We start from the raw sequence: 23,393 nt of genomic DNA, 5'->3' as shown, positions 1-23,393 counted from the left end.
CGTCACGCCGATGGTACTGCATATTGTGGGAGAGTAGGTAGTCGCCGTCTTATATGAGAGATCCTCGAGGTAGAGATACTTCGGGGATTTTTTGCGTTTATACAATTTATTTTAATGAATTATTCATTTGCTTTTCCATTGTTTTCGGTGAATATGATGTATATTTATCAAAACAAATACTTATAATTATGTTACATATAGAAAAGGTAGAAAAATCATCGGAATTTATATTGGAATCCGTTTCCAAACTTATTTCCCAACTAACATCCGGAGATGTATATTTTACAAAATCAGATTTTGATAATATTATATCTTCTGAGTGCAGCAATCTTTATCTTCTTTATAATGATGATATTATTGTAGGTATGTTCACATTGGCGCATTATATAACTCCTACAGGCAAAAAATATTGGCTTGAAGACGTTGTAGTATCTGAGGATATGAGAGGACAATCATTGGGAAAAAGGATGGTTGAGGAAGCCATCAGAATAGTTTCCAAAGACGGAAAATCAAAGCTGATGCTGACTTCAAAACCATCCAGGATTGTGGCAAATAAACTTTATCAATCTGTTGGCTTTCAGAAAAAGGAAACTAATGTTTATAAAATGGATTTCGATAAATAAGAATGTTTATTTTACAATATGATTAAGAGAATCTCTGAACTGGATTTTTTGAAATGTATTTTCATATTGTTAATGATTGCATTTCATCTTGTATATATTGGAGATAGTTATCCATATATTAAGAATATCGTTTATACGTTTCATATACCGGCCTTTCTTATAATTTCCGGATATTTAATGAACATAGAAAAGCCATTATCCGGGTTTTTAAAAACAATTTTCTGGTTGACTGTACCATATCTGATAATGGAAAGCGGTTATATCGTTTCTGCATCTTTTTTGCCTATCAGAGAACATATAGATAACTTGACACTGGATGTATTTATTAACAAGCTGTTTTTAAAGCCTATTGGGCCATATTGGTATTTACATACGATGATAATTTGTTATATTGTAAGTTATCTGTTTTTTATAGGATTTAAGTCACACTGTTTTTTATTGTCTCGAATAATAGTTTCTTCGCTTGTTTTATGTGGATTATCTGTATATTGGGGTATTATTTCTTTGTCAAGTGTGTTTTATTTTCTTCTAGGATTTATAATAAGACAGTCTTCTGTTGATTTTTTATCCTTCTTTAAATCTTCATGGATGTCTATAGTAGGTTTCTTAGTCTTGATTATAGATCCTGATAATCTGTATAGGTTTACAATAGGAGGAATATTGATAACTTATCTGGCTATATCTGCACTTTTGGCTATTTATAAAGTATTGCCGTGTTTTATATCATCCTTCTTGAATTATATTGGAAATCATAGTCTATTATTATTCTTGTTTTCCCCATTGTTTACTATATTGGTCAAACCATTGGTTGGCGTATTATCATTTGACTCTAGTGGATTGATTTTTTTGATAGTATCTCTTATCATTAACATTGGTGGATGTTTTTCAGTAGGAATGGTAATAGATTACTTGGGTATTACACCTTTTATCTTTGGTAAAAGCAGAATAGTAGAATCTTTTAAGTAGCGCAGATTTATATTTAGCTAATCTTTTGTTTGTTATTCTTGATGTGTATTACTATTTTTGTGTTATATAATAGATGATATTTCAAGCGTAATAAAATTTAATAACATTATATAGCCTAATGAATAAGACAGTTTTAAGAGGTTGGATTTGGTGTAAGAGATTCCGTAAGCGATGTGGATACGGTGTGCATTCTCCATCCGACTTTTTCTTTATAACATTTGTAATATATGAGAAATTGCCATTTTACGCTTATTCTCAATTACACCACCTTCGTCGATTAGTTGCGCATTTGTCAGGGCATAGAGAAAAGGTTGATAAATTGTTTTTTCGTTTAGTAAATTTTTTACGTCCCAAAACAATAATAGAGTTTGGTACTGGTTCCGGAATGTCAACCAGATACATGTCTGAGGCTAATAATGAAATGTGTATTTATACATATTCTGACGGAGAGTTGGAAACACAAGTAGAACGTTTATTGACCACAAAAAAAAATATTTATTATTTAGGCAGTTCGGAAAAAAACAAAATCGATTATATATTGCAATCCCATGAAACTCCTGTTTTATATCATATAGCTCATACTTCTGATTATAAAGAGGTATATGAGAAAATAATATCAAATGTGTCTGATGGAGATTGTTTGGTTATTTCTTATCCTTATAAAGATAAAAATAAGAAATTATGGTGGCAAACAGTAGTAAAAGACGATAGAACCGGCGTTACATTTGATTTGTATGATATAGGAATTGTTTTTTTCGATAAAAAACGAGTAAAGGAAAATCGAATAGTTAATTTCCTATGATATAATGTTTTCAATCGGAATACAGTCATTCCCATTATTTAAATATATATACCATGAAAAAGAGTCTGATTTATACAAAAACTGGTGATAGCGGAACAACTTCTCTTGTAGGAGGAACACGTGTAAAGAAAACCCATCTTCGGATAGAGGCATATGGAACTGTTGATGAACTTAATGCAACTTTAGGTATGCTTATATCTATAATAAATGATACTGAAGAAAAGAGCAATTTACAATTCATTCAGCATAAATTATTCTCTTTAGGTGCATATTTGGCTACTGAACAGGCAAAAACAGAATTTAAAACAGAATCTTATATATCTGATGCGGATATAGAAAAATTAGAAAAAGCAATAGATCTAATTGATGATTCTCTTCCGGCGTTAAAAGGTTTTATTCTTCCCGGAGGAGCATATCAGTCATCAGTTTGCCACTTGTGCAGAACGATTTGCAGAAGAGCTGAAAGAAGAATTTTGGATATTGAGGAAAATAGTATTCAGGAAATTGACATTAATTGCAAACGCTTTGTAAACAGATTGTCCGATTATTTATTTGTTTTGTCAAGAAAATTAAATCATTTAGCATCTGTAAGTGAAATTTATTGGGATAAGACTTGTAAATGAATTTTTTTGTTATACATTTGTGGCTCAAATAATGAAAGTAAAACTTTTAAAAATATATATGCTATGTATTGGACATTAGAATTGGCCTCAAAATTGGAGGATGCTCCTTGGCCAGCAACAAAAGACGAATTGATTGATTATGCTATGCGTTCAGGAGCTCCACTTGAAGTAATAGAAAATCTTCAGGAAATGGAGGATGAAGGTGAAATATATGAAAGTATTGAAGATATTTGGCCTGATTATCCAAGTAAGGAAGATTTCTTCTTCAACGAGGAAGAATATTAGTGTGATTGTAAGCACAAAGATACCATTAAACCCCTGTAAATCAGTAAGATTTGCGGGGATTTAATTTGTTTTGACAACATCGCTTAACCGCCTCAAATGGCGTGGCTTGTTTTGATAAAACAGGCTTTTTCATTGAGACCTGCCTATTGTATTATTTAGCAGTGGCAAAGATTGCAATTTTTATGTTTCTGTCCTCACTATTAAAATTTTTCAATATAGAACTTACATCACTTGTTTGTGTGGAATTGAGGGATGGGCCATTTAATTTAGGATACCTTGTTTGACAAATACGGTAACTTCCATCTCCACATACCGGCTATGCCCAATGATGAATCAGTCATCCTGTTTTATGAGAAAGACAGCAATCAGTGAGAAATCTTGCCTGTTTCAGGTCTCCGAAAACGATCGATCCTGACAGTAATCTGTCCCAGACGAATAAAAACTCTCATCGGCATGCTAGCCTGCCGATAAATTACGATATAAATTGATATCTTCACAAGATTAATAGGTCTGAAGACTCACTCCCGACCTACTAAATGAAACCTTATTTATATTGCATTTTATTGCTGTCCGATAAAATCGATTGAATATAAAAGAATATCGCTCGGCCATTGTATATTCAATGGTCGAGTCTTATTTTGTTATTCCAAGCCCCTTCAAAAAATAGATAGTTGACAATCTTCTTTCTGTCTCACGTCCAGAAGAGTTTCCAAATCTTTTTCCGGATGATTGAAAAGACTGTAGAAATCTACATAATACATAAGTGTAATCCTCATCATTGTTGCAAGACCGGAGAAACTCCAGGAACGAGTCAGTTTCTTTTTCATTACCATAAGCAACAGATTGGCTATAAGTGTCACCCAAATCTGTATTTTAATCGCATTTGCACTTTCCCCATAGAAGTATTTTAAGGGAAAGTTCTGTTTTATTTGCTTGAATAGCAACTCTATTTCCCAACGTTTGTGATATATTTCTATAATCTCGTTTGGCTCTGATTCCATATCGTTTGTAAGCAATGAAACCAGTTTGTGCTTTTTAATATCAACATAGGTAATGATACGGGCATGATGATTCAGAATAGTACCATCCTTCAGCATTTTTGAGAATGTTACATTTTGTATACGTACCTCCATAAAGCCTTTATCATTCTGGTACATACAGTCTTCTATAATGTTGTATTTCAGGTTCTTCTTCATTTTTGTTACATACATAACTTCTCTTTGCGTGAGTGTTTCCAGTTTCTCATAATCAATGTATGCACGGTCCATGGCAATTATGTCACCTTTGTTCATTACTGACGGTCTTAACATGAAGGAATCGTTGGTTGCTGCCGAAGTGAACTTTATATCTGAAGGAACTCCTTCGTTGGCGTGTATGACAGTGTGTACCTTTATACCTCCTTTCTTCTTGCCGGTCTTGGGATGACGTCCCACACCCTTGAACAGGAGATTAGAGAAAAGAGTGATAGTGGTGGAATCAATAATCTGAAGACGCTTCATCCAGGCTTTATCCCTGTTCTTGCGGCTGTCCGAGGAAAGTATATTTCTGTATGTAGTGTATAAGTCACGATAGATGGACTCAAATATAATTTCCGGCCGTCGTCTGTTGGCATCGGAAAGAGTACTGCGCGAAGGCATTAACCTGATACCTAAATGACAAAGTTTGCGGGATTCTGCCTGTAGGGAAGCCATTATCTCACGTAAGGAATCAAAACGCATGATGACCGCATAGAGCATAACGACAAGATGAGTCCATATGTCGAAACGTTTTACATAGTGCTCTCCACCATATTCACGACTTAACCGAAGGATTGTTGACTTGTCCAGTAATTTTATCACCTGACAATAGAGCGGCTGTCCGCTAAAATGTGTACTTTTGCCCATAATTAGATTTTATTGTTTGGCGACTGAAATCTAACGAAAATGGGCTGACCTCGCAAATGAAGTCAGCCCTAATTTTATGGTTTTGTAAAATTTTTATCGGACAGTAATAAAATTGCATTTATATTATTTTTTTATGGTTAAATGTTTTTCTATATTTAAAGATATATACATTGGTATCTTTATCAGCATTTTATCTTTCTTTTCTTGTTCTTCCGAATTTCAGGATAATTACCAGGACAGGGATGACGGATATTTGGATATATTTTTTTCAAAAGAGGAGACAAGGGCTGATCTTGCAAATGATGGTTCCGGAAGTTTTACAGAGGGCGATAAAGTTGGGCTTTACATTCAATGCGATAAAGGTCTTTCTTATCGTGAACTTACATATTCGGGAGGACAGTGGATGCCACGTCTGAAGCGTAATGATTTTGGTGAAGGACCAATATCTTTGTCTGCTCATTATCCGGCAACCGGAGAACAACAGAATCCAGAGACTTATCAGCTGGATATGGCATTAGATCAGACTGGAGACGGTTTTTATAATTCAGATTTGCTGTTTTCAAAAACAGTCGTCAAATCAGGAGTATACGAAGCTGAAATGAATTTCGGGCATGCTCTTCACAGAATCAGGGTCTCTATCTCTGGCAGTATAACTTCATCAGAGGTTAAAGTCAGGAGTCTGACACAGGGTAATTTCAATCTGCTTACTGGTGAAGTCAAAGTGAGTGGAACCGATTTCAAATGGATTACCCCATTCAAGGATGAAGAAGGAAATTTTTCCGCTGTGATTATTCCTCAAAGTGCGATCCCTTACAGGGGTGATGACGGACTTCTGCAGATCGTTGCAGAGGGTAAGACAGCGTATTTCAATGCTCCTGAAAAGATAGAAGAGAATAATGAGCTTACATTTTTCGAACCTAGAAAGCAGATCTCGATAAACCTTACTCTGAGACCAGGCAATTCTGAACTTGCTGGAAAGACATTGTGGGTATATGGATTGAATGTGCCTGATTTTCCGGGGAAGGAGAATCTTACTACATATAAGCTCGGTGAGAAATATGGTTTGCCTCAAGGCCAGTGGATCAGATATGACAATCGCAACTATGAGGAGCAATATCTCACGTGGGCTGAAGGATGTGGCTGGTATGACTGCAACAAGTCATATGAAAACTATGAAGACGATTCCCAAATGTGCTGGGCGGCATCTGCATCAAATGTAGTGTCGTGGTGGATGTGCTTGAATAAAGAATACCTTGCGGCATACGATGAAGATTATGGTTCTTCAGTGACGACCGGTTCAGGTACTTTCAAACGTCCGTCCTATGATTTCAAACCGCTTTACCCTAACGGAGTTGGCAGTTGGGACGGTTCTCTTCCGGAACCAGATTATGTCACAGTCAACAGGTCGGAGGTTTTCCAGTTCTTCAAAGATCATTTCCCGAATTTTGGTAACGACGATCCTAAAGGAGTTGAATGGTTTTTTACCGGGGCTTATCTTGGGGGCGATATCAATGGGTTTAAAGGATTCCTTCCTGAAGTATTCACGAGAAATAATGCCTTGACGGCAAGGTCCCCGCACAACCCAGATAGAGAACAGTTCAATACATTTGTTACAGATGCCCTCCTCAACAAAAGGGCTATCGGTTTAAATGTGTTTGATGTTGCCGGTCCCAAAACAGGGAATCATGCTATGACAGCTTGGGGAGTCGAATATGATGAAGCAGGAGATATTGCCTATATATACTATTGCGACAACAACTTTGCGGACCAGGATCCTAATGGTGCGGTGATTATCAGACAGCAGATAGTATATGCTGTCGATAGTTACGGTAAAGAATGTACTTATTTACAGCAGTTGAAACCGGAGGATCCGGATACTAGAGTGGGGAAATTCCTGATTACCTCTGTATTTTCTGCTGATCTGGGAAGAGATATATGGAAAAAGAAATATCCTAATGTGGTTGTAGAAAAATAATACATAATCTCCCCTTAAGAATGTCTTCATCTACTGGTATTCAACAATTTAATCTATAAAAGTCTTTGATAAATCTGCAAGTTTCTTATCTTTAGGTTAATAAACTTGCAGATTTTATGATTAAATATAGCGATCAATATTTGCCTGTTTATCTCACCACAATTGCCTCAGATGGTGTTGTTATTTCATTGATGATAATATAATGTATTGATAATCAATAAGTATAAATTTATTCAACGAGGAAGAATATTAATAGCCTACAGATAGGTTAAATACTTTATTTTCAGCGCGACAAACAATGGAAATTTGTTTGTCGCGCTGTTTCGTATTAGCACTAAACCTTAACTTTCGAGAGGCTCGTCATATAAAGCAGATTATAGAAAAACTACAAAATTTACTGTATATTTGTATAATATGATATAAAGATGTATTTTTGCACACAGATACAGATGGTGTGCAATAGATAGAACAGTATGACAGTATTAAAGACCAGAGCCAAACTAGTGGATGTAGCCAGGCAACTTTTTGCAAAAAAAGGAGTTGAGGATACTACTATGAATGATATTGCTATTGCTTCCAAGAAAGGGCGTAGAACTCTTTATACTTATTTCAAGAGTAAGGAAGAGATATACATGGCTGTGGTTGAGGCGGAAATAGAAATGCTGTATGAAACATTGAGGAAAGTAGCACAAAAAGATATTTCGCCTGAGAAGAAAATTCTGGAACTGATATTTACACATCTGGAAACGACTAAGACTATCGTTTATAGAAATGGTACTCTAAGGGCTGATTTCTTTCGTGATATATGGAAGGTAGAGGCAGAAAGAAAGGATTTTGACATAAAGGAAGTTGCTCTATTCAGGAAGATTCTTCAGGAAGGAAAAGATTCCGGTATCTTTGATATTGACGATGTAGAGATTACAGCTTCTATCCTTCATTTTTGTATCAAGGGTATAGAAGTTCCTTTTATCAGGGGGCAGATAGCCGAAGAACTTGATGACGAAACATCATGGAGATATGTCAAGAAAATAGTTTACGGTGCCTTAGGTTGTAAGGCAGACGATTAAAAAAATGACAGTAATATTTAAAACGAAATAATTATGGGATTATTAACTGGAAAAACTGCTATCGTAACTGGTGCTGCTCGTGGTATCGGTAAAGCTATAGCATTGAAGTTTGCTGCAGAAGGAGCAAACATTGCGTTTACTGATTTGGTAATCGATGAAAACGGATTGAACACAGAAAAAGAAATCGCAGCTTTTGGTGTTAAGGTTAAAGGTTATGCTTCGAATGCTGCAAATTTTGAAGATACTGCAAAGGTAGTTGAACAGATCAAAGAAGAATTCGGTTCAATTGATATCCTTGTAAACAATGCAGGTATTACAAAAGACGGATTGATGATGCGTATGAGCGAAGCTCAATGGGATGCTGTCATTGCTGTAAACTTGAAGTCTGCATTCAACTTCATTCATGCTTGTACTCCAATCATGATGCGCCAGAAGAGTGGTAACATCATCAATATGGCATCTGTAGTAGGTGTACACGGAAATGCAGGTCAGTGTAACTATTCTGCATCTAAGGCAGGTATGATTGGTTTGGCTAAATCTATTGCTCAGGAACTTGGTTCTCGTGGTATCCGTGCAAATGCTATCGCTCCTGGATTTATTATCACAGAAATGACAGCACAGCTTTCTGATGAAGTTAAGGCTGAATGGAACAAACGTATTCCTTTGCGTCGTGGCGGTACTCCTGAAGATGTTGCAAATACTGCATTGTATCTTGCTTCTGACTTGTCTGCATATGTTTCAGGTCAGGTTATTCAGGTTGACGGTGGTATGAATATGTAATTTTCATATACGATATAGTTTGGGCACAGGCTTCGTTGGTATAATGAAATCTGTGCCTGTTTTTTTTATAAATATATTCCTATGACTGTAGTTTACGAAGACAATCATATAATAATAGTAAATAAAACTGCCTCTGAAATTGTCCAGGGTGATAAAACCGGAGATACTCCTCTTTCCGAGACCGTAAAACAGTATTTGAAAGAGAAATATAATAAGCCAGGCAATGTGTTTATCGGGGTTACTCACAGGTTGGACAGACCTGTAAGTGGTCTTGTGGTCTTTGCCAAAACAAGTAAGGCACTGAGTCGCCTGAATGATATGTTCAGACGGGGCGAAGTGGAGAAAACTTATTGGGCTATAGTAAAGAACGCGCCGGCTGCGGAAGAAGGAACTTTGGTACATTATATGATTAAAAATGAAAAGCAGAACAAATCCTATGCATATGATAAGGAAGTGAAAGGATCCAAAAAAGCTATTTTGGATTACAGGCTTATCGGTCATTCGCAAAATTATTTTCTGCTTGAAGTAAATCTGCATACCGGACGACATCATCAGATACGTTGCCAGTTGGCAAAGATGGGATGTCCTATTAAGGGGGATTTGAAATACGGATTTCCACGCTCTAATCCCGATGGAAGTATTTGCCTGCATTCGCGTAGAGTAAAATTTGTACATCCGGTGTCAAAAGAAATTATAGATGTAACAGCTGACTTGCCTTCCGGAAATTTATGGAATGGTTTTGGTATATAAAAATAAAAGAGCATGCTTCACAGCGTGCTCTTTTCCGTTTTTAACACATAGGCATCTTCATTATCATAAGATTGTAGTTTTGTATATATTGATACACAATCTCAGAAATTCAATTCTATGGGGTTGGGTTTTGTGTGTTTAGCTTAGTCTAATCTTATTCATTCACTGATATATTCGCAAATGTTATGCCATAAATACCAAATAAATGCTTAAATCTGTGTATAACAGGTGCTTATAAAAATATATACCACATCTGTATGAATACAAATGTGGAATATATTGTGGAAAGTGTGTATTTTTTCTACACTTTATTGTGGAATATTATAGTGTTTGAGCTTATTGTATAGCGTTTTTCTGTCTATACCCAGTATAGCGGCAGCTTTCGATTTGTTGTTGCCTGTTTGTTTAAGTGCATTAATTATCAGTTGCTTCTCGGCTTCTTCCTTATTTAATGTAGATAATATCTTACCGCTTTCAATTTCATCAGAATGGTGTTCTGTCAGTTCTTCTCCCAATTCTACAGGTGTAATGAAATCACCACTGGCCAATAGGGTAGCTCTTTTGACGATGTTTTTTAGTTGTCTCAGGTTTCCTGGCCATGAGTAATTCTGTAAAATAGAGCTTGCCTGCGAATCGAAACCTATAAGGTCTTTGTCAAGTTCCTTGTTTGCCTGATCAAGAAAGAAATTTGCGAACAGCAGTATATCTTCTTGTCGCTCTTTCAAGGATGGCATTCGTAATGTAAATTCATTTATACGATGATATAGGTCTTCTCTGAAATTACCTTTGGCAATGGCCTCTTTCAGATTTTCATTTGTCGCGCAGACCAATCTTACATCAACTTCTATTTCTTTTGTTGATCCGATTCTTCGTATTCTTCTTTCCTGCAGAGCTCGCAGCAATTGTACTTGGACTTCATAGCTAAGATTTCCAATTTCATCAAGGAACAGTGTTCCTCCATTTGCTTCTTCAAAAGCTCCCACCTTGTCTGATAGCGCACCGGTAAATGAACCTTTCACATGTCCGAAGAATTCGGATGCAGCCAAGTCTTTGGGTATGGAACCGCAGTCGATTGCTATAAAAGGTTTTTCATTTCTTTTGCTGAGTTGGTGAATGCGGTGTGCCACGTATTCTTTACCTGTTCCACTGGCACCGTTTATCAATACAGACATCTGCGTAGGAGCCACTAATCGGACATAACTGAAAAGTTTACGTGCCGCTTCGCTCTCTCCTTCAAGGAAGTTGCTGTTCTTTTCTTCTGTATTTGACGTTTTCTTGTTTTCCTGTTTGTTGTCTGCTGTTTTTTTGTTTGTCGAAGCTCCAAGTGCTTCGTTTATTTTGTTCAGCAGTTCGTCTGGTTGGATAGGTTTTTTTATGTAGTCAGTTGCACCAAGCTTCATGGCGGTAACTGCATTCTGGATTTCTCCATAGCTTGTCATCATGATGAATGGTGTATTGATTTCTAGCTCCCTCATCCATGTAAGGAGTTGCATTCCGTCCTGATCGGGAAGTCTTAAGTCAGAGAGAATCAAACTGAAATCTCTTGATGTTATTAGTTTTCGTGCTTTGGCGCATGCGCCTGCAGTTTCTACGTCAAAGCCCTTTTTACCCAACCAAGTCTTGAGCATTGTGGAGAATGTGAGGTCGTCTTCAACAATTAAAATTGACGGAATCATATATTATAGATGTTTTTTTATTTTACAAAGTTAATCTTTATATTCCATCTAATTGGCTTTGCTATTCTTATTTTTATAAATATTATCTAATGATATATGCATAAATACCTTTTTTTGTTTTTGTTATATGTTTGCTGTTATAGTATGTTCAGGCATTTGTTACTTTTTCTTTTTCTTATGATTTATTCCAATACTACTTTTGTTAAGAATTAAAATTCTGTCTATCTTTGTTTCCGTATTTGTATGATTATACTCCAAAAATAGATATTTGAAAAATGAAAAGAATCTATTCGCTTTTATGTGTATTGTTTGCTGTAGCAATGTGTGTCAATGCTCAACCGCAAATATCATTCGACAGTAAATCCAAGGATATAGGATATATTTTGTGGCGTAATCCTGTGACTGTTAAATACTCTTTTACCAATACCGGCGACAAGCCTCTTGTTATATCAAACGTTACAGTATCATGCGGATGCATGCAGGCTGATTGGACCAAAGAACCTGTTGCTGTTGGTGCAAAAGGTGAGATAACTGCCGTATTCGATGCCGAGGCTATAGGAAAATTCTATAAGGAAGTAGGTGTCTATTGCAATGCTTCAAACATTCCTCTTTATCTTGATTTTACAGGTGAGGTTACTGCCGACTCGAAGGATTATGCTTTTACACATAAATACAGTTACGGTGCTGTAAGAACAAATGAAGACGAAATCGTGTTCGACGATGTCAATAAGGGAGATAAACCTCAGTTTGAAATCCTTGTGGCAAATACCTCGAATAAGGCATATAGTCCTGTATTAATGCATTTGCCTCCATATTTGTCGGCTAAGGCAGAGCCTGAAGTTTTGGGCTCGCAAAAGAATGGAAAGATAACGGTTACACTTAACACTGAAAAACTTCCAAAACTTGGAATTACACGTACCACAGTGTTCTTGTCCAGATTTATGGGCGATAAAGTTAGCAGTGAGAATGAAATACCTGTTTCTGTAGTCCTGTTGCCTGATTTTTCTGTTCAGACTGAATTCCATAAAAACAATCCTCCTGTAGCCGAAATAAGCTCTAAGGTTTTGGAATTCCCGGGCTTGAAATCCAGACAGAAGAAATCGCAAACTGTAATTATTACCAATAAAGGAAACTCTAATCTGGAGATATTGGACTTGCAGGTATTTACTATGGCCCTGAATGTCAAGTTGAATAAACATATTATCAAGCCGGGTGAATCTGCAAAGATGAAGGTAACAGTCCTGGCAAGTAATCTGTCACGCTCAAAAGGTAAACCTAGGGTACTTATGATTACAAATGATCCGAAGAACCCTAAGATAACCATTAATGTAAATGCACAAGTAGTGAAATAATAGATATATCGGATATTGTCCGATATTGAGATTTTAACCTTTAAAAATATTACCATTATGGAACATCAGGAAAACAACGAAGAATATAAGGGATTGACCGTCAATCAGGGAGTTGAACAGCCTTCGATTGTAAATCCTTATATAAACCTCAGAAACAGGCCTAAAAGACGTCAGTTCTCTGTAGATGAATATGTGGAAGGTATAGTAAAGGGTGATATAACCATGCTTAGCCGTGCTGTTACTTTGGTGGAAAGTGTCAGACCTGAACACCAGGCTATAGCCCAGGAAGTAATAGAGAAGTGTCTGCCTTATTCCGGCAATTCGATAAGAGTCGGAATCAGTGGTGTTCCTGGAGCCGGTAAGAGTACTTCGATAGATGTATTCGGGCTTCATGTACTTGAAGAAAAAGGCGGTAAGCTGGCTGTATTGGCAATAGACCCTAGCAGTGAGCGTTCCAAAGGTAGTATTTTGGGTGACAAGACCAGAATGGAGAAACTGTCCGTTCATCCTAAATCATTTATTCGTCCTAGTCCGTCAGCAGGATCGTTGGGAGGAGTTGCGCGTAAGACACGCGAAACGATAATTCTGTGCGAAGCAGCCGGATTTGATAAGATTTTTGTTGAAACGGTAGGTGTCGGTCAGAGTGAGACAGCGGTTCACTCTATGGTAGATTTCTTCCTGTTGATACAGCTTGCCGGTACTGGTGACGAACTTCAGGGAATAAAGCGAGGTATAATGGAAATGGCCGACGGAATAGTAATAAACAAGGCCGACGGAAATAATATAGAAAAGGCTAAGCTTGCTGCCGCACATTTCCGTAACGCACTTCATCTTTTCCCTGCTCCTGAATCAGGATGGACACCTCAGGTTCTGACATATTCCGGATTCTACAATATAGGAGTAAAGGAAATATGGGATATGGTGTATGGATATATCGACTTTGTCAAGAAGAACGGATATTTTGATTACAGGAGAAACGAACAGGCAAAGTATTGGATGTATGAAACCATAAACGAGCATCTTCGCGACAGTTTCTATCAGGATCCGTTGATAGCAGATATGCTCGAAATAAAGGAAAAGGAAGTCCTTAACGGACAGGCTACATCGTTCACGGCAGCCAAGAAGTTGCTTGATGTTTATTTTAACCAATTAAAGAAGTAAAAAGATTTTTATATAAGATATGCAGGATTTTGTTCATTTACATGTTCACACCCAATATTCAATCCTTGACGGACAAGCCTCTATACCAAAGCTGGTAGATAAGGCTATAGCCAATGGAATGAAGGGTATTGCTGTAACTGACCATGGTGCCATGTTCGGTATCAAGGAGTTTTTCAATTATGTAAACAAGAAAAACGGAGGAACAAATGGCGAAATCAAGGATTTGAAGAAGAAAATAGCTGCTCTGGAAAAAGGAGAAACCGAGTCTGAAAATCCTGAAGAAGAACTGGCTGAATGCAGAAAACAGTTGCAGGCGGCACAGGACAGACTGTTCAAGCCGATTATTGGATGTGAGATGTATGTGGCACGCCGCGGGCTTAAAGACAAGGATGGTAAGCAAGACCAGAGCGGTTACCACCTTGTAGTATTGGCTAAGAACCTGAAAGGGTATCATAATCTTATCAAGCTCGTTTCTAAAGCATGGACAGAAGGATTTTATATGCGTCCTCGTACAGACCGTGCAGAACTGGAGAAGTATCACGAGGGACTTATCGTTTGTTCTGCTTGTCTTGGAGGTGAAGTTCCTAAAAAAATAACGGCAGGACAGCTTGAAGAAGCAGAAGAGGCTATACGCTGGTATAAGAACCTTTTCGGTGATGACTATTATCTTGAGCTTCAGCGCCATAAAGCTACTGTGCAAAGAGCAAACCATGAAGCTTATCCGTTGCAGCAGACTGTAAATGCGAAACTGCTGGAATATTCCAAGAAATATAATATAAAGCTTGTCTGTACAAACGACGTGCACTTCGTCGATGAAGAGAATGCCGAAGCTCACGACCGTCTTATCTGTCTTAGTACAGGAAAGGATCTTGACGACCCTAACCGTATGCTATATACCAAGCAGGAATGGATGAAGACTCGTGAAGAGATGAACGAAATCTTTGCCGACGTACCTGAAGCGCTTTCAAATACTGTTGATATATGCAATAGCGTAGAATTCTATTCTATTGACAATCCGCCTATTATGCCTACCTTCGCTATTCCGGAAGAATTCGGAACAGAGGAGGAATACCGTAAGAAATTTACTGAAAAAGACTTGTTTGACGAGTTTACTCAGGATGAGAACGGTAATGTTGTAATGGATGAGGCTTCGGCTAATGCCAAAATCAAGAGGCTCGGCGGTTATGAGAAATTATACCGTATCAAGCTTGAAGCCGATTATCTGGCAAAACTGGCATACGACGGAGCGAAACGTCGTTATGGTGAGGTTCTCAATGAAGAAGTAAGCGAGCGAATAAAGTTTGAGTTGCATATTATGAAGACCATGGGTTTCCCTGGTTACTTCCTTATTGTGCAGGATTTTATCTCTGCCGCAAGAAACAAGCTTGATGTGTCTGTAGGTCCGGGACGTGGATCTGCAGCAGGATCGGCTGTGGCATACTGTCTTGGTATTACACAGATTGACCCTATCAAGTACGACCTTCTGTTTGAGCGTTTCCTTAATCCGGACCGTATCTCTCTTCCTGATATCGATGTTGACTTCGATGATGACGGACGTGGACGTGTCCTGAATTGGGTAACAGAGAAATACGGACAGGAAAAGGTTGCACATATCATCACATACGGTACAATGGCCACTAAATTGGCTATCAAGGATGTGGCACGTGTGCAGAAACTTCCGTTATCGGAATCGGACAGACTGTGTAAGCTGGTTCCTGACAAGATTCCTGACAAGAAACTGAATCTTCCTAATGCTATAGCATACGTACCTGAACTTCAGGCTGCCGAAGTTTCTACCGACCCTATTTTGAGAGATACCATCAAGTATGCGAAGATGCTTGAGGGTAACGTACGAAATACCGGTGTGCATGCCTGCGGTACTATCATTTGCCGTGACGACATCACCGATTGGGTACCTGTAAGTACGGCCGATGATAAGGAAACAGGCGAGAAGATGCTTGTCACCCAGTATGAAGGTTCTGTAATCGAGGATACCGGTCTTATCAAGATGGACTTCCTTGGACTGAAGACACTTTCCATCATAAAGGAAGCACTGGAAAATATAAAGCATAGCAAGGGTATAATATTGAATATTGACGAAATACCGATAGACGACCCTGCCACATATAAGCTGTATGGTGACGGACGTACAATCGGAACATTCCAGTTCGAATCTGCCGGAATGCAGAAGTATCTGCGTGAGCTGGAACCATCAACATTCGAGGACCTTATTGCCATGAATGCGCTATACCGTCCGGGACCTATGGATTACATCCCTGACTTTATCGACCGTAAGCATGGACGTAAACCTATAGAATATGATATACCAATCATGGAGAAATACCTTAAGGATACTTACGGTATTACGGTATATCAGGAGCAGGTCATGCTTTTGTCGCGTCTGCTTGCCGACTTTACACGTGGTGAGTCTGATGCCCTCCGTAAGGCGATGGGTAAGAAGCTCCGTGACAAGCTGGATCACATGAAACCTAAGTTTATCGAAGGTGGAAAGAAAAACGGTCATGACCCTCAAGTACTTGAAAAAATTTGGGCCGACTGGGAAAAGTTTGCTTCTTATGCCTTCAATAAGTCTCATGCCACATGTTATTCGTGGGTTGCTTATCAGACCGCATATCTGAAGGCTAACTATCCTTCGGAATACATGGCTGCTACAATGAGCCGAAATATTGCCAACATTACTGAAATCACAAAACTGATGGACGAATGTAAGGCTACAGGTATTAAGGTCTTAGGCCCAGACGTGAATGAAAGTGAGCTGAAATTCTCTGTAAACAGTCGCGGTGACATACGTTTCGGTATGGGGGCAGTTAAAGGAGTGGGAGAATCTGCTGTACAGTGTATTCTGGAAGAACGTAGAAAAAATGGCGAATACAAGAATATATTTGATTTTGTTCAGCGAGTGAATCTTTCTTCATGCAACAGAAAGAATATAGAAAACCTTGCTTTGGCAGGAGGTTTTGACAGTTTCCATGGAATAAAGCGTGAAGATTTCTTTGTGAAGAACGCAAAAGAAGAAACATTTGTGGAAGTCCTTGTAAGATATGGAAACAAATATCAGGTTGACAAGGCTGCTGCCACTAACTCTTTGTTCGGAGGTGAGATGGCTGTAGAGATTGCTACACCTGAAATAATTCCTGCACCTGCATGGAGCGACTTGGAACGACTTAACCGCGAGCGCGAACTTGTGGGAATATATCTTTCTGCCCATCCGTTGGATGAATATGCAGTAGTACTGGAGAATGTTTGTAATGTACATATGGACGAACTGGCGGATTTGGTACCTCTGCAGAACAGAGATCTCATACTCGGTGGAATAGTTACCGGAGTGCGTGAGGGATATACCAAAAACGGAAAGCCATACGGTATTGCAAAGGTCGAAGACTATTCCGGAGTAGCAGAATTTGCATTTTTTGGCAATGAATGGGTAGAAAAGAAAAACTTTTTCAGCGAAGGAATGTTTTTATATATGCATGGCAAATGTCAGCCAAAACAATGGAAACAGGACGAGTGGGAAGTTAAAATCAATACGATAGAGCTTTTGCCTGATGTCAAGGAGAAAGTAATTGAGAGAATAACCGTCAAGGCTCCGCTTTCATCTATAGACGATGAATTTATCACGGAGTTCGGTTCCATTGTGAAACAGAATCCTGGAAATGCGGAACTGTTGTTCTACATTATGGACGATGACGGACAGATGTATGTAAATCTTTCTTCACGTTCCATCAAGGTTTCTGTACAAAAAGATTTGATTAATTATTTAAAATCCCAGTCACAGTTGGACTATAAAATAAATTAATCTATATTTGTCGTGAGTAAATTATAAACATAGGATTTAATAAACTTAAAACTTAAATAAAAATGGCACTTAACATTACAGATCAGAATTTTGAAGAGATAATGGCAGAGGGTAAACCTGTAGTATTGGACTTTTGGGCAACATGGTGTGGTCCATGCAAGCAGATTGCTCCATATATTGAAGAACTTGCAGAAGAGTATAAGGATACAGTAAACATCGGTAAATGTGATGTTGACGAAAACTCAGATCTTCCTGCACAGTTTGGAGTACGTAACATACCTACAGTACTTTTCATCAAGAACGGCGAAGTAGTTGAAAAACAGGTTGGTGCAACTACCAAGCAGGCTTTGGCTGAAAAACTGAAAGCTATCCTCTGATGGTAACGGACTTTTATTAATCATTAAATACTGACAACTATGGCTACAGACAACGATTTCTTGTTGGAAGACGAGGATGATGAAAAAACAATTGAGTTTATCAAGAACTATTTGCCTCAGGACTTGAAAGAAAAGTTCACAGACGATGATTTGTATTATATATTCGACCTTATAGTGGAATATTATACAAACAGCGGATGTCTTGACGCTCAGCCGGATGAAGAAGGATATATTAATATCGACCAGGATGAGATTGTTAATTATATAATTAAGGAATCTGCCGAAGACGGTATGGGACCTTACGAACCGGATGATGTGTTCTTCGTAGTTCAGGGCGAAATGGAATATGGAAACCAGTTGGGTTGTGTAGAATAAAAAGAATTACATATAAAGAAATGCTTCAAGGTAAATGAAAAATCTTGAAGCATTTTTTTTGTATTATGGCCTTTCCTATTTAAATATTCATATATCCTTTATGAGCGAGAAGAAAAAGTGATTTCCGGATTAATTCCTTTTATGATTTCAAGCATCATATCCCTGTTCTCCGGAGAGATATATGTTTTCTTTCCGCTTTTCTCGATTAAAACAGTATCATACGGAATGTTCAGAGTGAATCTTTTCTTCTCTTTCAGAACTGTTATTTCCTTTATGTCGAATATATTGATGGATCTGTATTTGAAATCTCTGATGTTGAGATATTCATCAGCTATGCTGTATTCTATATGATAAATGCGAATGCATGACGATAGAGCCATGAAAATGAAACATGATATGAATGGAATGAGATTGTCAACGTTTCTTTCTGACAATAGTACCAGAACAATACATAATACTATCGCCGTGACAGAATACATCATGGACATCCATACACAACCCTTTGCCTTTTCCGACATTTGTGAACTGAAAGTTTTCATATATTACTCTATCTTAATTTTGTTTCTGTATCAATAAGAGTATCACTCATTATCTAATAAAGCCATTACTTCATCTTTCGGTTTCGGCAGATGATTAATAACCGTACTCCAAAGTATATCAACAGATAAACTGTAATATTCATGAATGATATAATTCCTTGCATCAACAATTTTGCGTGAATTGGTAACAGCTATGTTTCTATCAATCTTTAAGATTCGATTCATTGCTTCACCTATAATCTCTATATTGCTCTCAGTGGCACGTCTTAAACAGAGATTACTATAAAAATCGTCAAATTGTTTAGATTTATCACCGAAGAAATTTTCTATTTCTTCAATGGCAATATTTGCAACCAGTTATTACTCAATATTTTGTGCGTAATAAGTCAGAAATATGTCATATACCTTTAAGGGTGCATTCTAAAGGGTGAAAATTTAACGATTTTATTGATTTTATCCTGTTTTGAGGTATCAATAAACGGTATTTCTTCTCTTTTCAGCATTTTTGATGGCTAATTTTCCCATTATCCACATCGCCCTGCCCTTTGGCAAAAGGCTTGTGCAAAGGTACGACATTTTCGAACAATGACAAAGGAAAGCACTGCTCAAAATTCTATTATTTTGTAGGGAGTGCAGTCTGCTGTTTGCCCTATTTCTTTATACCTTAATAAATAGTCCTCCAAAAGAAAAAAGAATGGTGTGTGAGGTAGGTTGAAGACCTATTTCTCACGCTATTGTTGTTTTTACTATTTCGTCAGTCGTTTATCTCCGTTGCCGGATGCAGTTCCAAGCAAGCCGATGAATGGAGAAAGGTTTTTGGGCAGTTTACTATCCAACGGAGGAAGAAACTGTCCAAAACGGTTTACCGCTTGACCTTTATACATTCAAATGAGGTTGGCGACCTTTGCATCCGACATAAGGGATAGACGACTGATAAGTAAATATCTTATTTGCCCCTAATTTGCTGGAAAGCCGCAAAAATATGGCTCGCTTTTCGTAAAGCGTTTAATATCAGTATAATACGTAAATGACGTATTTTGTTTTTACTTGCTTCTGAATTGCTTGATACAACAAACATCTTTACTTGCTCCTAACTTGCCGATAATTTGCCGCTACGTGCTTTTCAATATATTTTATACGCATTAGAAAGGCATTAAATGGTATTCTTATCAAAAAAATCACTTGCTTTTTATTTGCTCATTATTTGCTGGTGGATAAAAAGACTGTTATTTTTGCATTAAATTTTTAACCATTATGGATAATAACATTGCATCGCTTGTTCAAGAATTGCGTTCTTATGATAATGAGAAGCCTTGGATTGAATTCAAACATAATAACTATGATCCGGAAATGATAGGCCGAACACTTTCAGCTTTGGCAAATAGTGCGGCTATTGAATCTCATGACTTTGGCTATATGGTTTGGGGTGTTCACGATGAAACACATGAAATTGTAGGCACTGATTATGATCTTCAGTCCCTAAAAAAAGGAAACCAAGAGTTAGAGAATTGGCTTAGATATCTTCTTTCTAATAACGCCGAGTTTAGATATGACAGTTGTGAGATTGAGGGTAAAACAGTAGGTGTTATCTCTGTCCGCAAGGCTATACGTGTACCTGTCACATTTGAAAAGACACCATATATCAAGAGCGGCACATACACGAAGAAACTAAGCGAATTCCCGATACTGGAGGAAAAATTGTGGCACGTTTTACGCACTGCGGCTTATGAAGAAATTGCTGCGAAAACTTCTTTGGAACTTTCTGAGGCTTTGGCACTGATTAGTTTTTCAGCATACTTTGATGCTCTAGGTATTCCACAGCCGTCTAATTATGAAAGTGTTTCATATAATCTTCTTCAAGATAGAATTTTAATCAAACAGGATGATGGTAAATTTTCTATTACAAATCTAGGGGCGATGTTATTGGCTAAAAATTTATCAGATTTCGGCACTTTATCCCGTAAGGCATTGAGGGTTGTAAGATACGAAGGTTCATCACGAGCTAATATATTAAAGGAACGGGTATTTAATGAAGGCTATGTTATCTGTTTCAAAAATGCGATTGATTATATTGAGGCTCTGATACCAAGTAAAGAGGATTTAGAAACTCCACTCCGAAAAACGATAATGCCATATTCTATGAAGGCGATTAGAGAAGCTGTTGCAAATGCTCTGATTCATCAACAAGCGGATATCAGTGGCTCTTCCCTACTGGTAGAGATATTTGATTCTCGCATAGAGATTACAAATCCTGGCACTCCGTTAGTCAACATAAAGCGAATAGTGGACAATCCTCCGAAATCTCGCAACGAAATACTTTCTTCTTTAATGCACCGCATGAAGATGTGTGAGGAATTGGGCTCAGGTTGGGATAGAATGGTAACAGATAGTGAATCAATGTTCCTGCCAGCTCCTGCGATTAACATATATGAAGAAAATACAAAAGTTACCTTGCGTACTAAAATAGATTTTGCGAATATGAGTGTCGATGACAGAATGTGGTCGTGTTACCTACATGCTTGTGTACAATATCTTCAAGATTCTTCATTGACTAACCTATCTCTTCGTGAAAGATTTAATATGCCTGAAACATCGGCAGCAAGTATTTCAAGACTAATTAAAGCTGCGGTAGAAGAGGGGCTAATAAAATTGCTCGATTCTAAAGCATCTCCTAAATACCGAAAATATGTTCCTTGGTGGGCATAAATTAATAGAAATGAAACAAAGTCTTAAGCATATACTTTTCTTGTCAGCACTGCTTATAATCAGTGTGTCTTGTGGTTATGAGAATAAAGAAGAAAATATGAGAGTTGAAATGACAAGTTTCTATTCTTTGGGCATGACACAGAGTGATTCAGGAGAATATGCCGCAAGTATAATCAGTTTCTTCAATGCAGAAAAATTGGCAAAAGAACTGGATGACAAACTCTTTTTAGGAGAAATCTACCGTTCTGTTTCCGATATTTATAGCAAAGTATATAATTCTGTAGAGGCACAAAACTATTCGCGTATGTCGTATGATTGTTTTGTAGGTTCAGAAAAAACAGATTATATCAATCGGGGATTGGAGCATTTGGCGAATGCTTATTTCAATAATAAGGATTACTCCAACAGCATCGCTCTATCGGGTCAATTAGCAGAGATTGCATCTGTCAAAAGTGACACGCTCCTGCAACAAAGGGCTACAAGACTGCTTGCTAATTCATACATACAGAGCAACAAGTACAATGAAGCCAAAACGACCTTGCTTCATCTGATGGATATTGTTGATACTCCCACTCCAGAAGATTACTCAAATTTGTCATTGTCGTACTTCAAATTAGGGCAATTGGATAGTGCCAATATTTACAGAAAACATATTGCGGACGATGATAAACTATATTTGGTCATCAATCTTCCGGGAAAAGGGTTCACAAGAACAGAGGTCATAGAGCGAGAAGATAAACCTTTTATACAAGATAGCCTGAGAGGTCAGATTGTAAATCAGTATTTGGCACAGACCGTTGCCAACTATCACATATACGAAGACTACAAGGCTGAAACTGAACTTCGACACGAGCGAAACAGTAAAATAGTAATAATCCTGATTGCAGTGATATTGATATTATCTCTGTCCGGATTCTACTATCTGCATACAAAGGCTTATCGCAAAGAGATGGAGATGAAAATGCTGGAGGCTGAAAATATCCGTAATATCCTGAATGTATCAGAGAACGACTGCGGTATGCTTAAGGAATCGGTAAACCAATTATTTGAAGAGAAGTTTAAGTACATAGATGAATTGTGTAATACATACTATGTTTATCAAGGTTCGACATCGGAAAAAGCCAAGATATACAGCAATGTAATCAACAGCATATCGAATCTTAGAGAGGATAAAAAGACGATTGTCGAATTGGAGAGATTTGTAGATAAATACAAGTCAGGTCTGATGTCGGAATTCCGTTCTGCATATCCCGATATGAAGCCGGAAGATTTTCAGTTGTTCCTGTATGTTGTGGTCAAGTTTTCATCCAGAGCAATCAGTATTCTGATAGGAGAATCCCTGCCTGTCGTCTATAATCGCAAGTCAAGGCTGAAAAGAGAGATTATGCAAAGTTCCTATGAAAACAAGGAGCACTTCCTCAAAGAATTTGCCTGAAAATTGTGTTGAGAAGAGAGTGCAAAATGACAGAATAGAAAAAACAGAGTATCAAAATTGCAACTCGTTGAAATATAGGAATATACTACATCGAGGGTGTGTCAAAACTAAAATGACTACTCCCTAAAGTTACAGATTATAACTATAATATTTAAAAGGGGCCGTATCAAACTCTGTATTGAGTAATGATGCGGCCCTTTT

At 37.6% G+C, this 23,393-nt stretch carries 21 protein-coding genes; 16 read left to right on the top strand and 5 right to left on the bottom strand.

The annotated features are described in order from the left end of the window. Positions 1-188: 188 nt before the first annotated feature. The 5 genes from H6A61_RS12890 (at position 189) to H6A61_RS12870 (ending at position 3,299) form a co-directional block, all read left to right on the top strand. The gene (locus H6A61_RS12890) at positions 189-623 is read left to right on the top strand and encodes a GNAT family N-acetyltransferase (protein ID WP_204394172.1); all 435 of its coding nucleotides are present in this window, start codon (positions 189-191) and stop codon (positions 621-623) included. An 18-nt stretch (positions 624-641) separates the two neighbouring features. Further along, complete coding sequence (locus H6A61_RS12885) at positions 642-1,589, top strand: acyltransferase family protein (protein ID WP_204394170.1); 948 nt, start codon at positions 642-644, stop codon at positions 1,587-1,589. Positions 1,590-1,707: 118 nt separating this feature from the next. Continuing rightward, on the top strand, positions 1,708-2,391 hold the full coding sequence (locus tag H6A61_RS12880) for a hypothetical protein (RefSeq protein WP_204394168.1): 684 nt from the start codon (positions 1,708-1,710) through the stop codon (positions 2,389-2,391). A 53-nt stretch (positions 2,392-2,444) separates the two neighbouring features. Then, complete coding sequence (locus tag H6A61_RS12875) at positions 2,445-3,014, top strand: cob(I)yrinic acid a,c-diamide adenosyltransferase (RefSeq protein ID WP_204394166.1); 570 nt, start codon at positions 2,445-2,447, stop codon at positions 3,012-3,014. 63 nt (positions 3,015-3,077) lie between these two features. Continuing rightward, complete coding sequence (locus H6A61_RS12870) at positions 3,078-3,299, top strand: DUF2795 domain-containing protein (protein ID WP_002558131.1); 222 nt, start codon at positions 3,078-3,080, stop codon at positions 3,297-3,299. Positions 3,300-3,955: 656 nt separating this feature from the next. Here the strand turns inward: H6A61_RS12870 and H6A61_RS12865 are convergent. After that, positions 3,956-5,182, bottom strand: coding sequence for an IS4 family transposase (locus H6A61_RS12865; protein ID WP_204394164.1), 1,227 nt, complete (start codon positions 5,180-5,182; stop codon positions 3,956-3,958). Positions 5,183-5,315: 133 nt separating this feature from the next. Here H6A61_RS12865 and H6A61_RS12860 point away from each other — a divergent pair, with 133 nt between their 5' ends. The 4 genes from H6A61_RS12860 (at position 5,316) to H6A61_RS12845 (ending at position 9,754) form a co-directional block, all read left to right on the top strand. Further along, positions 5,316-7,157 carry an IdeS/Mac family cysteine endopeptidase gene (locus tag H6A61_RS12860; protein WP_204394162.1) on the top strand — a complete coding sequence of 614 codons (1,842 nt, stop codon included), beginning with the start codon at positions 5,316-5,318 and terminating at the stop codon, positions 7,155-7,157. 473 nt (positions 7,158-7,630) lie between these two features. Then, positions 7,631-8,224 carry a TetR/AcrR family transcriptional regulator gene (locus H6A61_RS12855; RefSeq protein WP_204394160.1) on the top strand — a complete coding sequence of 198 codons (594 nt, stop codon included), beginning with the start codon at positions 7,631-7,633 and terminating at the stop codon, positions 8,222-8,224. Between the two features lie 33 nt (positions 8,225-8,257). Further along, positions 8,258-9,004 (top strand): 3-oxoacyl-[acyl-carrier-protein] reductase, encoded by a 747-nt coding sequence (fabG, locus tag H6A61_RS12850; RefSeq protein ID WP_154045094.1) that lies wholly within the window; start codon positions 8,258-8,260, stop codon positions 9,002-9,004. A gap of 81 nt (positions 9,005-9,085) precedes the next feature. Continuing rightward, positions 9,086-9,754 carry an RluA family pseudouridine synthase gene (locus tag H6A61_RS12845; protein WP_204394158.1) on the top strand — a complete coding sequence of 223 codons (669 nt, stop codon included), beginning with the start codon at positions 9,086-9,088 and terminating at the stop codon, positions 9,752-9,754. A 308-nt stretch (positions 9,755-10,062) separates the two neighbouring features. Here H6A61_RS12845 and H6A61_RS12840 read toward each other — a convergent pair whose 3' ends face one another. Next, the gene (locus H6A61_RS12840; RefSeq protein WP_204394156.1) at positions 10,063-11,430 is read right to left on the bottom strand and encodes a sigma-54-dependent transcriptional regulator; all 1,368 of its coding nucleotides are present in this window, start codon (positions 11,428-11,430) and stop codon (positions 10,063-10,065) included. A 275-nt stretch (positions 11,431-11,705) separates the two neighbouring features. Here H6A61_RS12840 and H6A61_RS12835 point away from each other — a divergent pair, with 275 nt between their 5' ends. From H6A61_RS12835 to H6A61_RS12815, 5 genes are all read left to right on the top strand, one after another. Then, the gene (locus H6A61_RS12835; RefSeq protein WP_204394154.1) at positions 11,706-12,782 is read left to right on the top strand and encodes a DUF1573 domain-containing protein; all 1,077 of its coding nucleotides are present in this window, start codon (positions 11,706-11,708) and stop codon (positions 12,780-12,782) included. Between the two features lie 57 nt (positions 12,783-12,839). Then, positions 12,840-13,943: a methylmalonyl Co-A mutase-associated GTPase MeaB gene (meaB, locus tag H6A61_RS12830; protein WP_204394152.1), complete on the top strand. Its 1,104-nt coding sequence runs from the start codon at positions 12,840-12,842 to the stop codon at positions 13,941-13,943. 19 nt (positions 13,944-13,962) lie between these two features. Then, complete coding sequence (dnaE, locus tag H6A61_RS12825; RefSeq protein ID WP_204394150.1) at positions 13,963-17,760, top strand: DNA polymerase III subunit alpha; 3,798 nt, start codon at positions 13,963-13,965, stop codon at positions 17,758-17,760. A 62-nt stretch (positions 17,761-17,822) separates the two neighbouring features. Beyond that, the gene (gene trxA / locus H6A61_RS12820; RefSeq protein WP_204394148.1) at positions 17,823-18,137 is read left to right on the top strand and encodes a thioredoxin; all 315 of its coding nucleotides are present in this window, start codon (positions 17,823-17,825) and stop codon (positions 18,135-18,137) included. A 39-nt stretch (positions 18,138-18,176) separates the two neighbouring features. Beyond that, positions 18,177-18,512 carry a hypothetical protein gene (locus tag H6A61_RS12815; protein WP_204394146.1) on the top strand — a complete coding sequence of 112 codons (336 nt, stop codon included), beginning with the start codon at positions 18,177-18,179 and terminating at the stop codon, positions 18,510-18,512. A gap of 98 nt (positions 18,513-18,610) precedes the next feature. On the opposite strand, the gene H6A61_RS12810 is transcribed toward H6A61_RS12815, so the two are convergent. The 3 genes from H6A61_RS12810 to H6A61_RS12800 all read right to left on the bottom strand — a co-directional run bounded on the left by H6A61_RS12810 (position 18,611) and on the right by H6A61_RS12800 (position 19,935). After that, positions 18,611-19,051, bottom strand: coding sequence for a hypothetical protein (locus H6A61_RS12810; protein WP_204394144.1), 441 nt, complete (start codon positions 19,049-19,051; stop codon positions 18,611-18,613). Between the two features lie 42 nt (positions 19,052-19,093). Then, a complete protein-coding gene (locus H6A61_RS12805; RefSeq protein WP_204394174.1) occupies positions 19,094-19,408 on the bottom strand; it encodes a HepT-like ribonuclease domain-containing protein in 315 nt (104 codons plus the stop codon). A gap of 389 nt (positions 19,409-19,797) precedes the next feature. Then, complete coding sequence (locus H6A61_RS12800) at positions 19,798-19,935, bottom strand: hypothetical protein (protein ID WP_204394142.1); 138 nt, start codon at positions 19,933-19,935, stop codon at positions 19,798-19,800. A gap of 370 nt (positions 19,936-20,305) precedes the next feature. Between H6A61_RS12800 and H6A61_RS12795 the strand changes: the two genes are divergently transcribed. Both H6A61_RS12795 and H6A61_RS12790 read left to right on the top strand, forming a co-directional pair. Beyond that, positions 20,306-21,757 (top strand): ATP-binding protein, encoded by a 1,452-nt coding sequence (locus H6A61_RS12795; protein ID WP_204394140.1) that lies wholly within the window; start codon positions 20,306-20,308, stop codon positions 21,755-21,757. 10 nt (positions 21,758-21,767) lie between these two features. Further along, positions 21,768-23,192, top strand: a complete 1,425-nt coding sequence (locus tag H6A61_RS12790) for a tetratricopeptide repeat protein (protein ID WP_204394138.1) — start codon at positions 21,768-21,770, stop codon at positions 23,190-23,192. Positions 23,193-23,393: the final 201 nt, after the last annotated feature.

Source organism: Bacteroides caecigallinarum, from assembly GCF_016901995.1.
Taxonomy (GTDB): Bacteria; Bacteroidota; Bacteroidia; order Bacteroidales; family Bacteroidaceae; genus Phocaeicola; species Phocaeicola cellulolyticus.
This window is presented reverse-complemented; position numbering and strand designations above follow the sequence as displayed.

Excerpts from the sequence above, each read along its gene's own strand:
- H6A61_RS12890 (WP_204394172.1), top strand. The coding sequence starts at position 189 with ATGTTACATATAGAAAAGGTAGAAAAATCATCGGAATTTATATTGGAA.
- H6A61_RS12885 (WP_204394170.1), top strand. The coding sequence starts at position 642 with ATGATTAAGAGAATCTCTGAACTGGATTTTTTGAAATGTATTTTCATA.
- H6A61_RS12880 (WP_204394168.1), top strand. The coding sequence starts at position 1,708 with ATGAATAAGACAGTTTTAAGAGGTTGGATTTGGTGTAAGAGATTCCGT.
- H6A61_RS12875 (WP_204394166.1), top strand. The coding sequence starts at position 2,445 with ATGAAAAAGAGTCTGATTTATACAAAAACTGGTGATAGCGGAACAACT.
- H6A61_RS12870 (WP_002558131.1), top strand. The coding sequence starts at position 3,078 with ATGTATTGGACATTAGAATTGGCCTCAAAATTGGAGGATGCTCCTTGG.
- H6A61_RS12865 (WP_204394164.1), bottom strand. The coding sequence starts at position 5,182 with ATGGGCAAAAGTACACATTTTAGCGGACAGCCGCTCTATTGTCAGGTG.
- H6A61_RS12860 (WP_204394162.1), top strand. The coding sequence starts at position 5,316 with ATGGTTAAATGTTTTTCTATATTTAAAGATATATACATTGGTATCTTT.
- H6A61_RS12855 (WP_204394160.1), top strand. The coding sequence starts at position 7,631 with ATGACAGTATTAAAGACCAGAGCCAAACTAGTGGATGTAGCCAGGCAA.
- fabG (WP_154045094.1), top strand. The coding sequence starts at position 8,258 with ATGGGATTATTAACTGGAAAAACTGCTATCGTAACTGGTGCTGCTCGT.
- H6A61_RS12845 (WP_204394158.1), top strand. The coding sequence starts at position 9,086 with ATGACTGTAGTTTACGAAGACAATCATATAATAATAGTAAATAAAACT.
- H6A61_RS12840 (WP_204394156.1), bottom strand. The coding sequence starts at position 11,430 with ATGATTCCGTCAATTTTAATTGTTGAAGACGACCTCACATTCTCCACA.
- H6A61_RS12835 (WP_204394154.1), top strand. The coding sequence starts at position 11,706 with ATGAAAAGAATCTATTCGCTTTTATGTGTATTGTTTGCTGTAGCAATG.
- meaB (WP_204394152.1), top strand. The coding sequence starts at position 12,840 with ATGGAACATCAGGAAAACAACGAAGAATATAAGGGATTGACCGTCAAT.
- dnaE (WP_204394150.1), top strand. The coding sequence starts at position 13,963 with ATGCAGGATTTTGTTCATTTACATGTTCACACCCAATATTCAATCCTT.
- trxA (WP_204394148.1), top strand. The coding sequence starts at position 17,823 with ATGGCACTTAACATTACAGATCAGAATTTTGAAGAGATAATGGCAGAG.
- H6A61_RS12815 (WP_204394146.1), top strand. The coding sequence starts at position 18,177 with ATGGCTACAGACAACGATTTCTTGTTGGAAGACGAGGATGATGAAAAA.
- H6A61_RS12810 (WP_204394144.1), bottom strand. The coding sequence starts at position 19,051 with ATGAAAACTTTCAGTTCACAAATGTCGGAAAAGGCAAAGGGTTGTGTA.
- H6A61_RS12800 (WP_204394142.1), bottom strand. The coding sequence starts at position 19,935 with ATGTATAAAGGTCAAGCGGTAAACCGTTTTGGACAGTTTCTTCCTCCG.
- H6A61_RS12795 (WP_204394140.1), top strand. The coding sequence starts at position 20,306 with ATGGATAATAACATTGCATCGCTTGTTCAAGAATTGCGTTCTTATGAT.
- H6A61_RS12790 (WP_204394138.1), top strand. The coding sequence starts at position 21,768 with ATGAAACAAAGTCTTAAGCATATACTTTTCTTGTCAGCACTGCTTATA.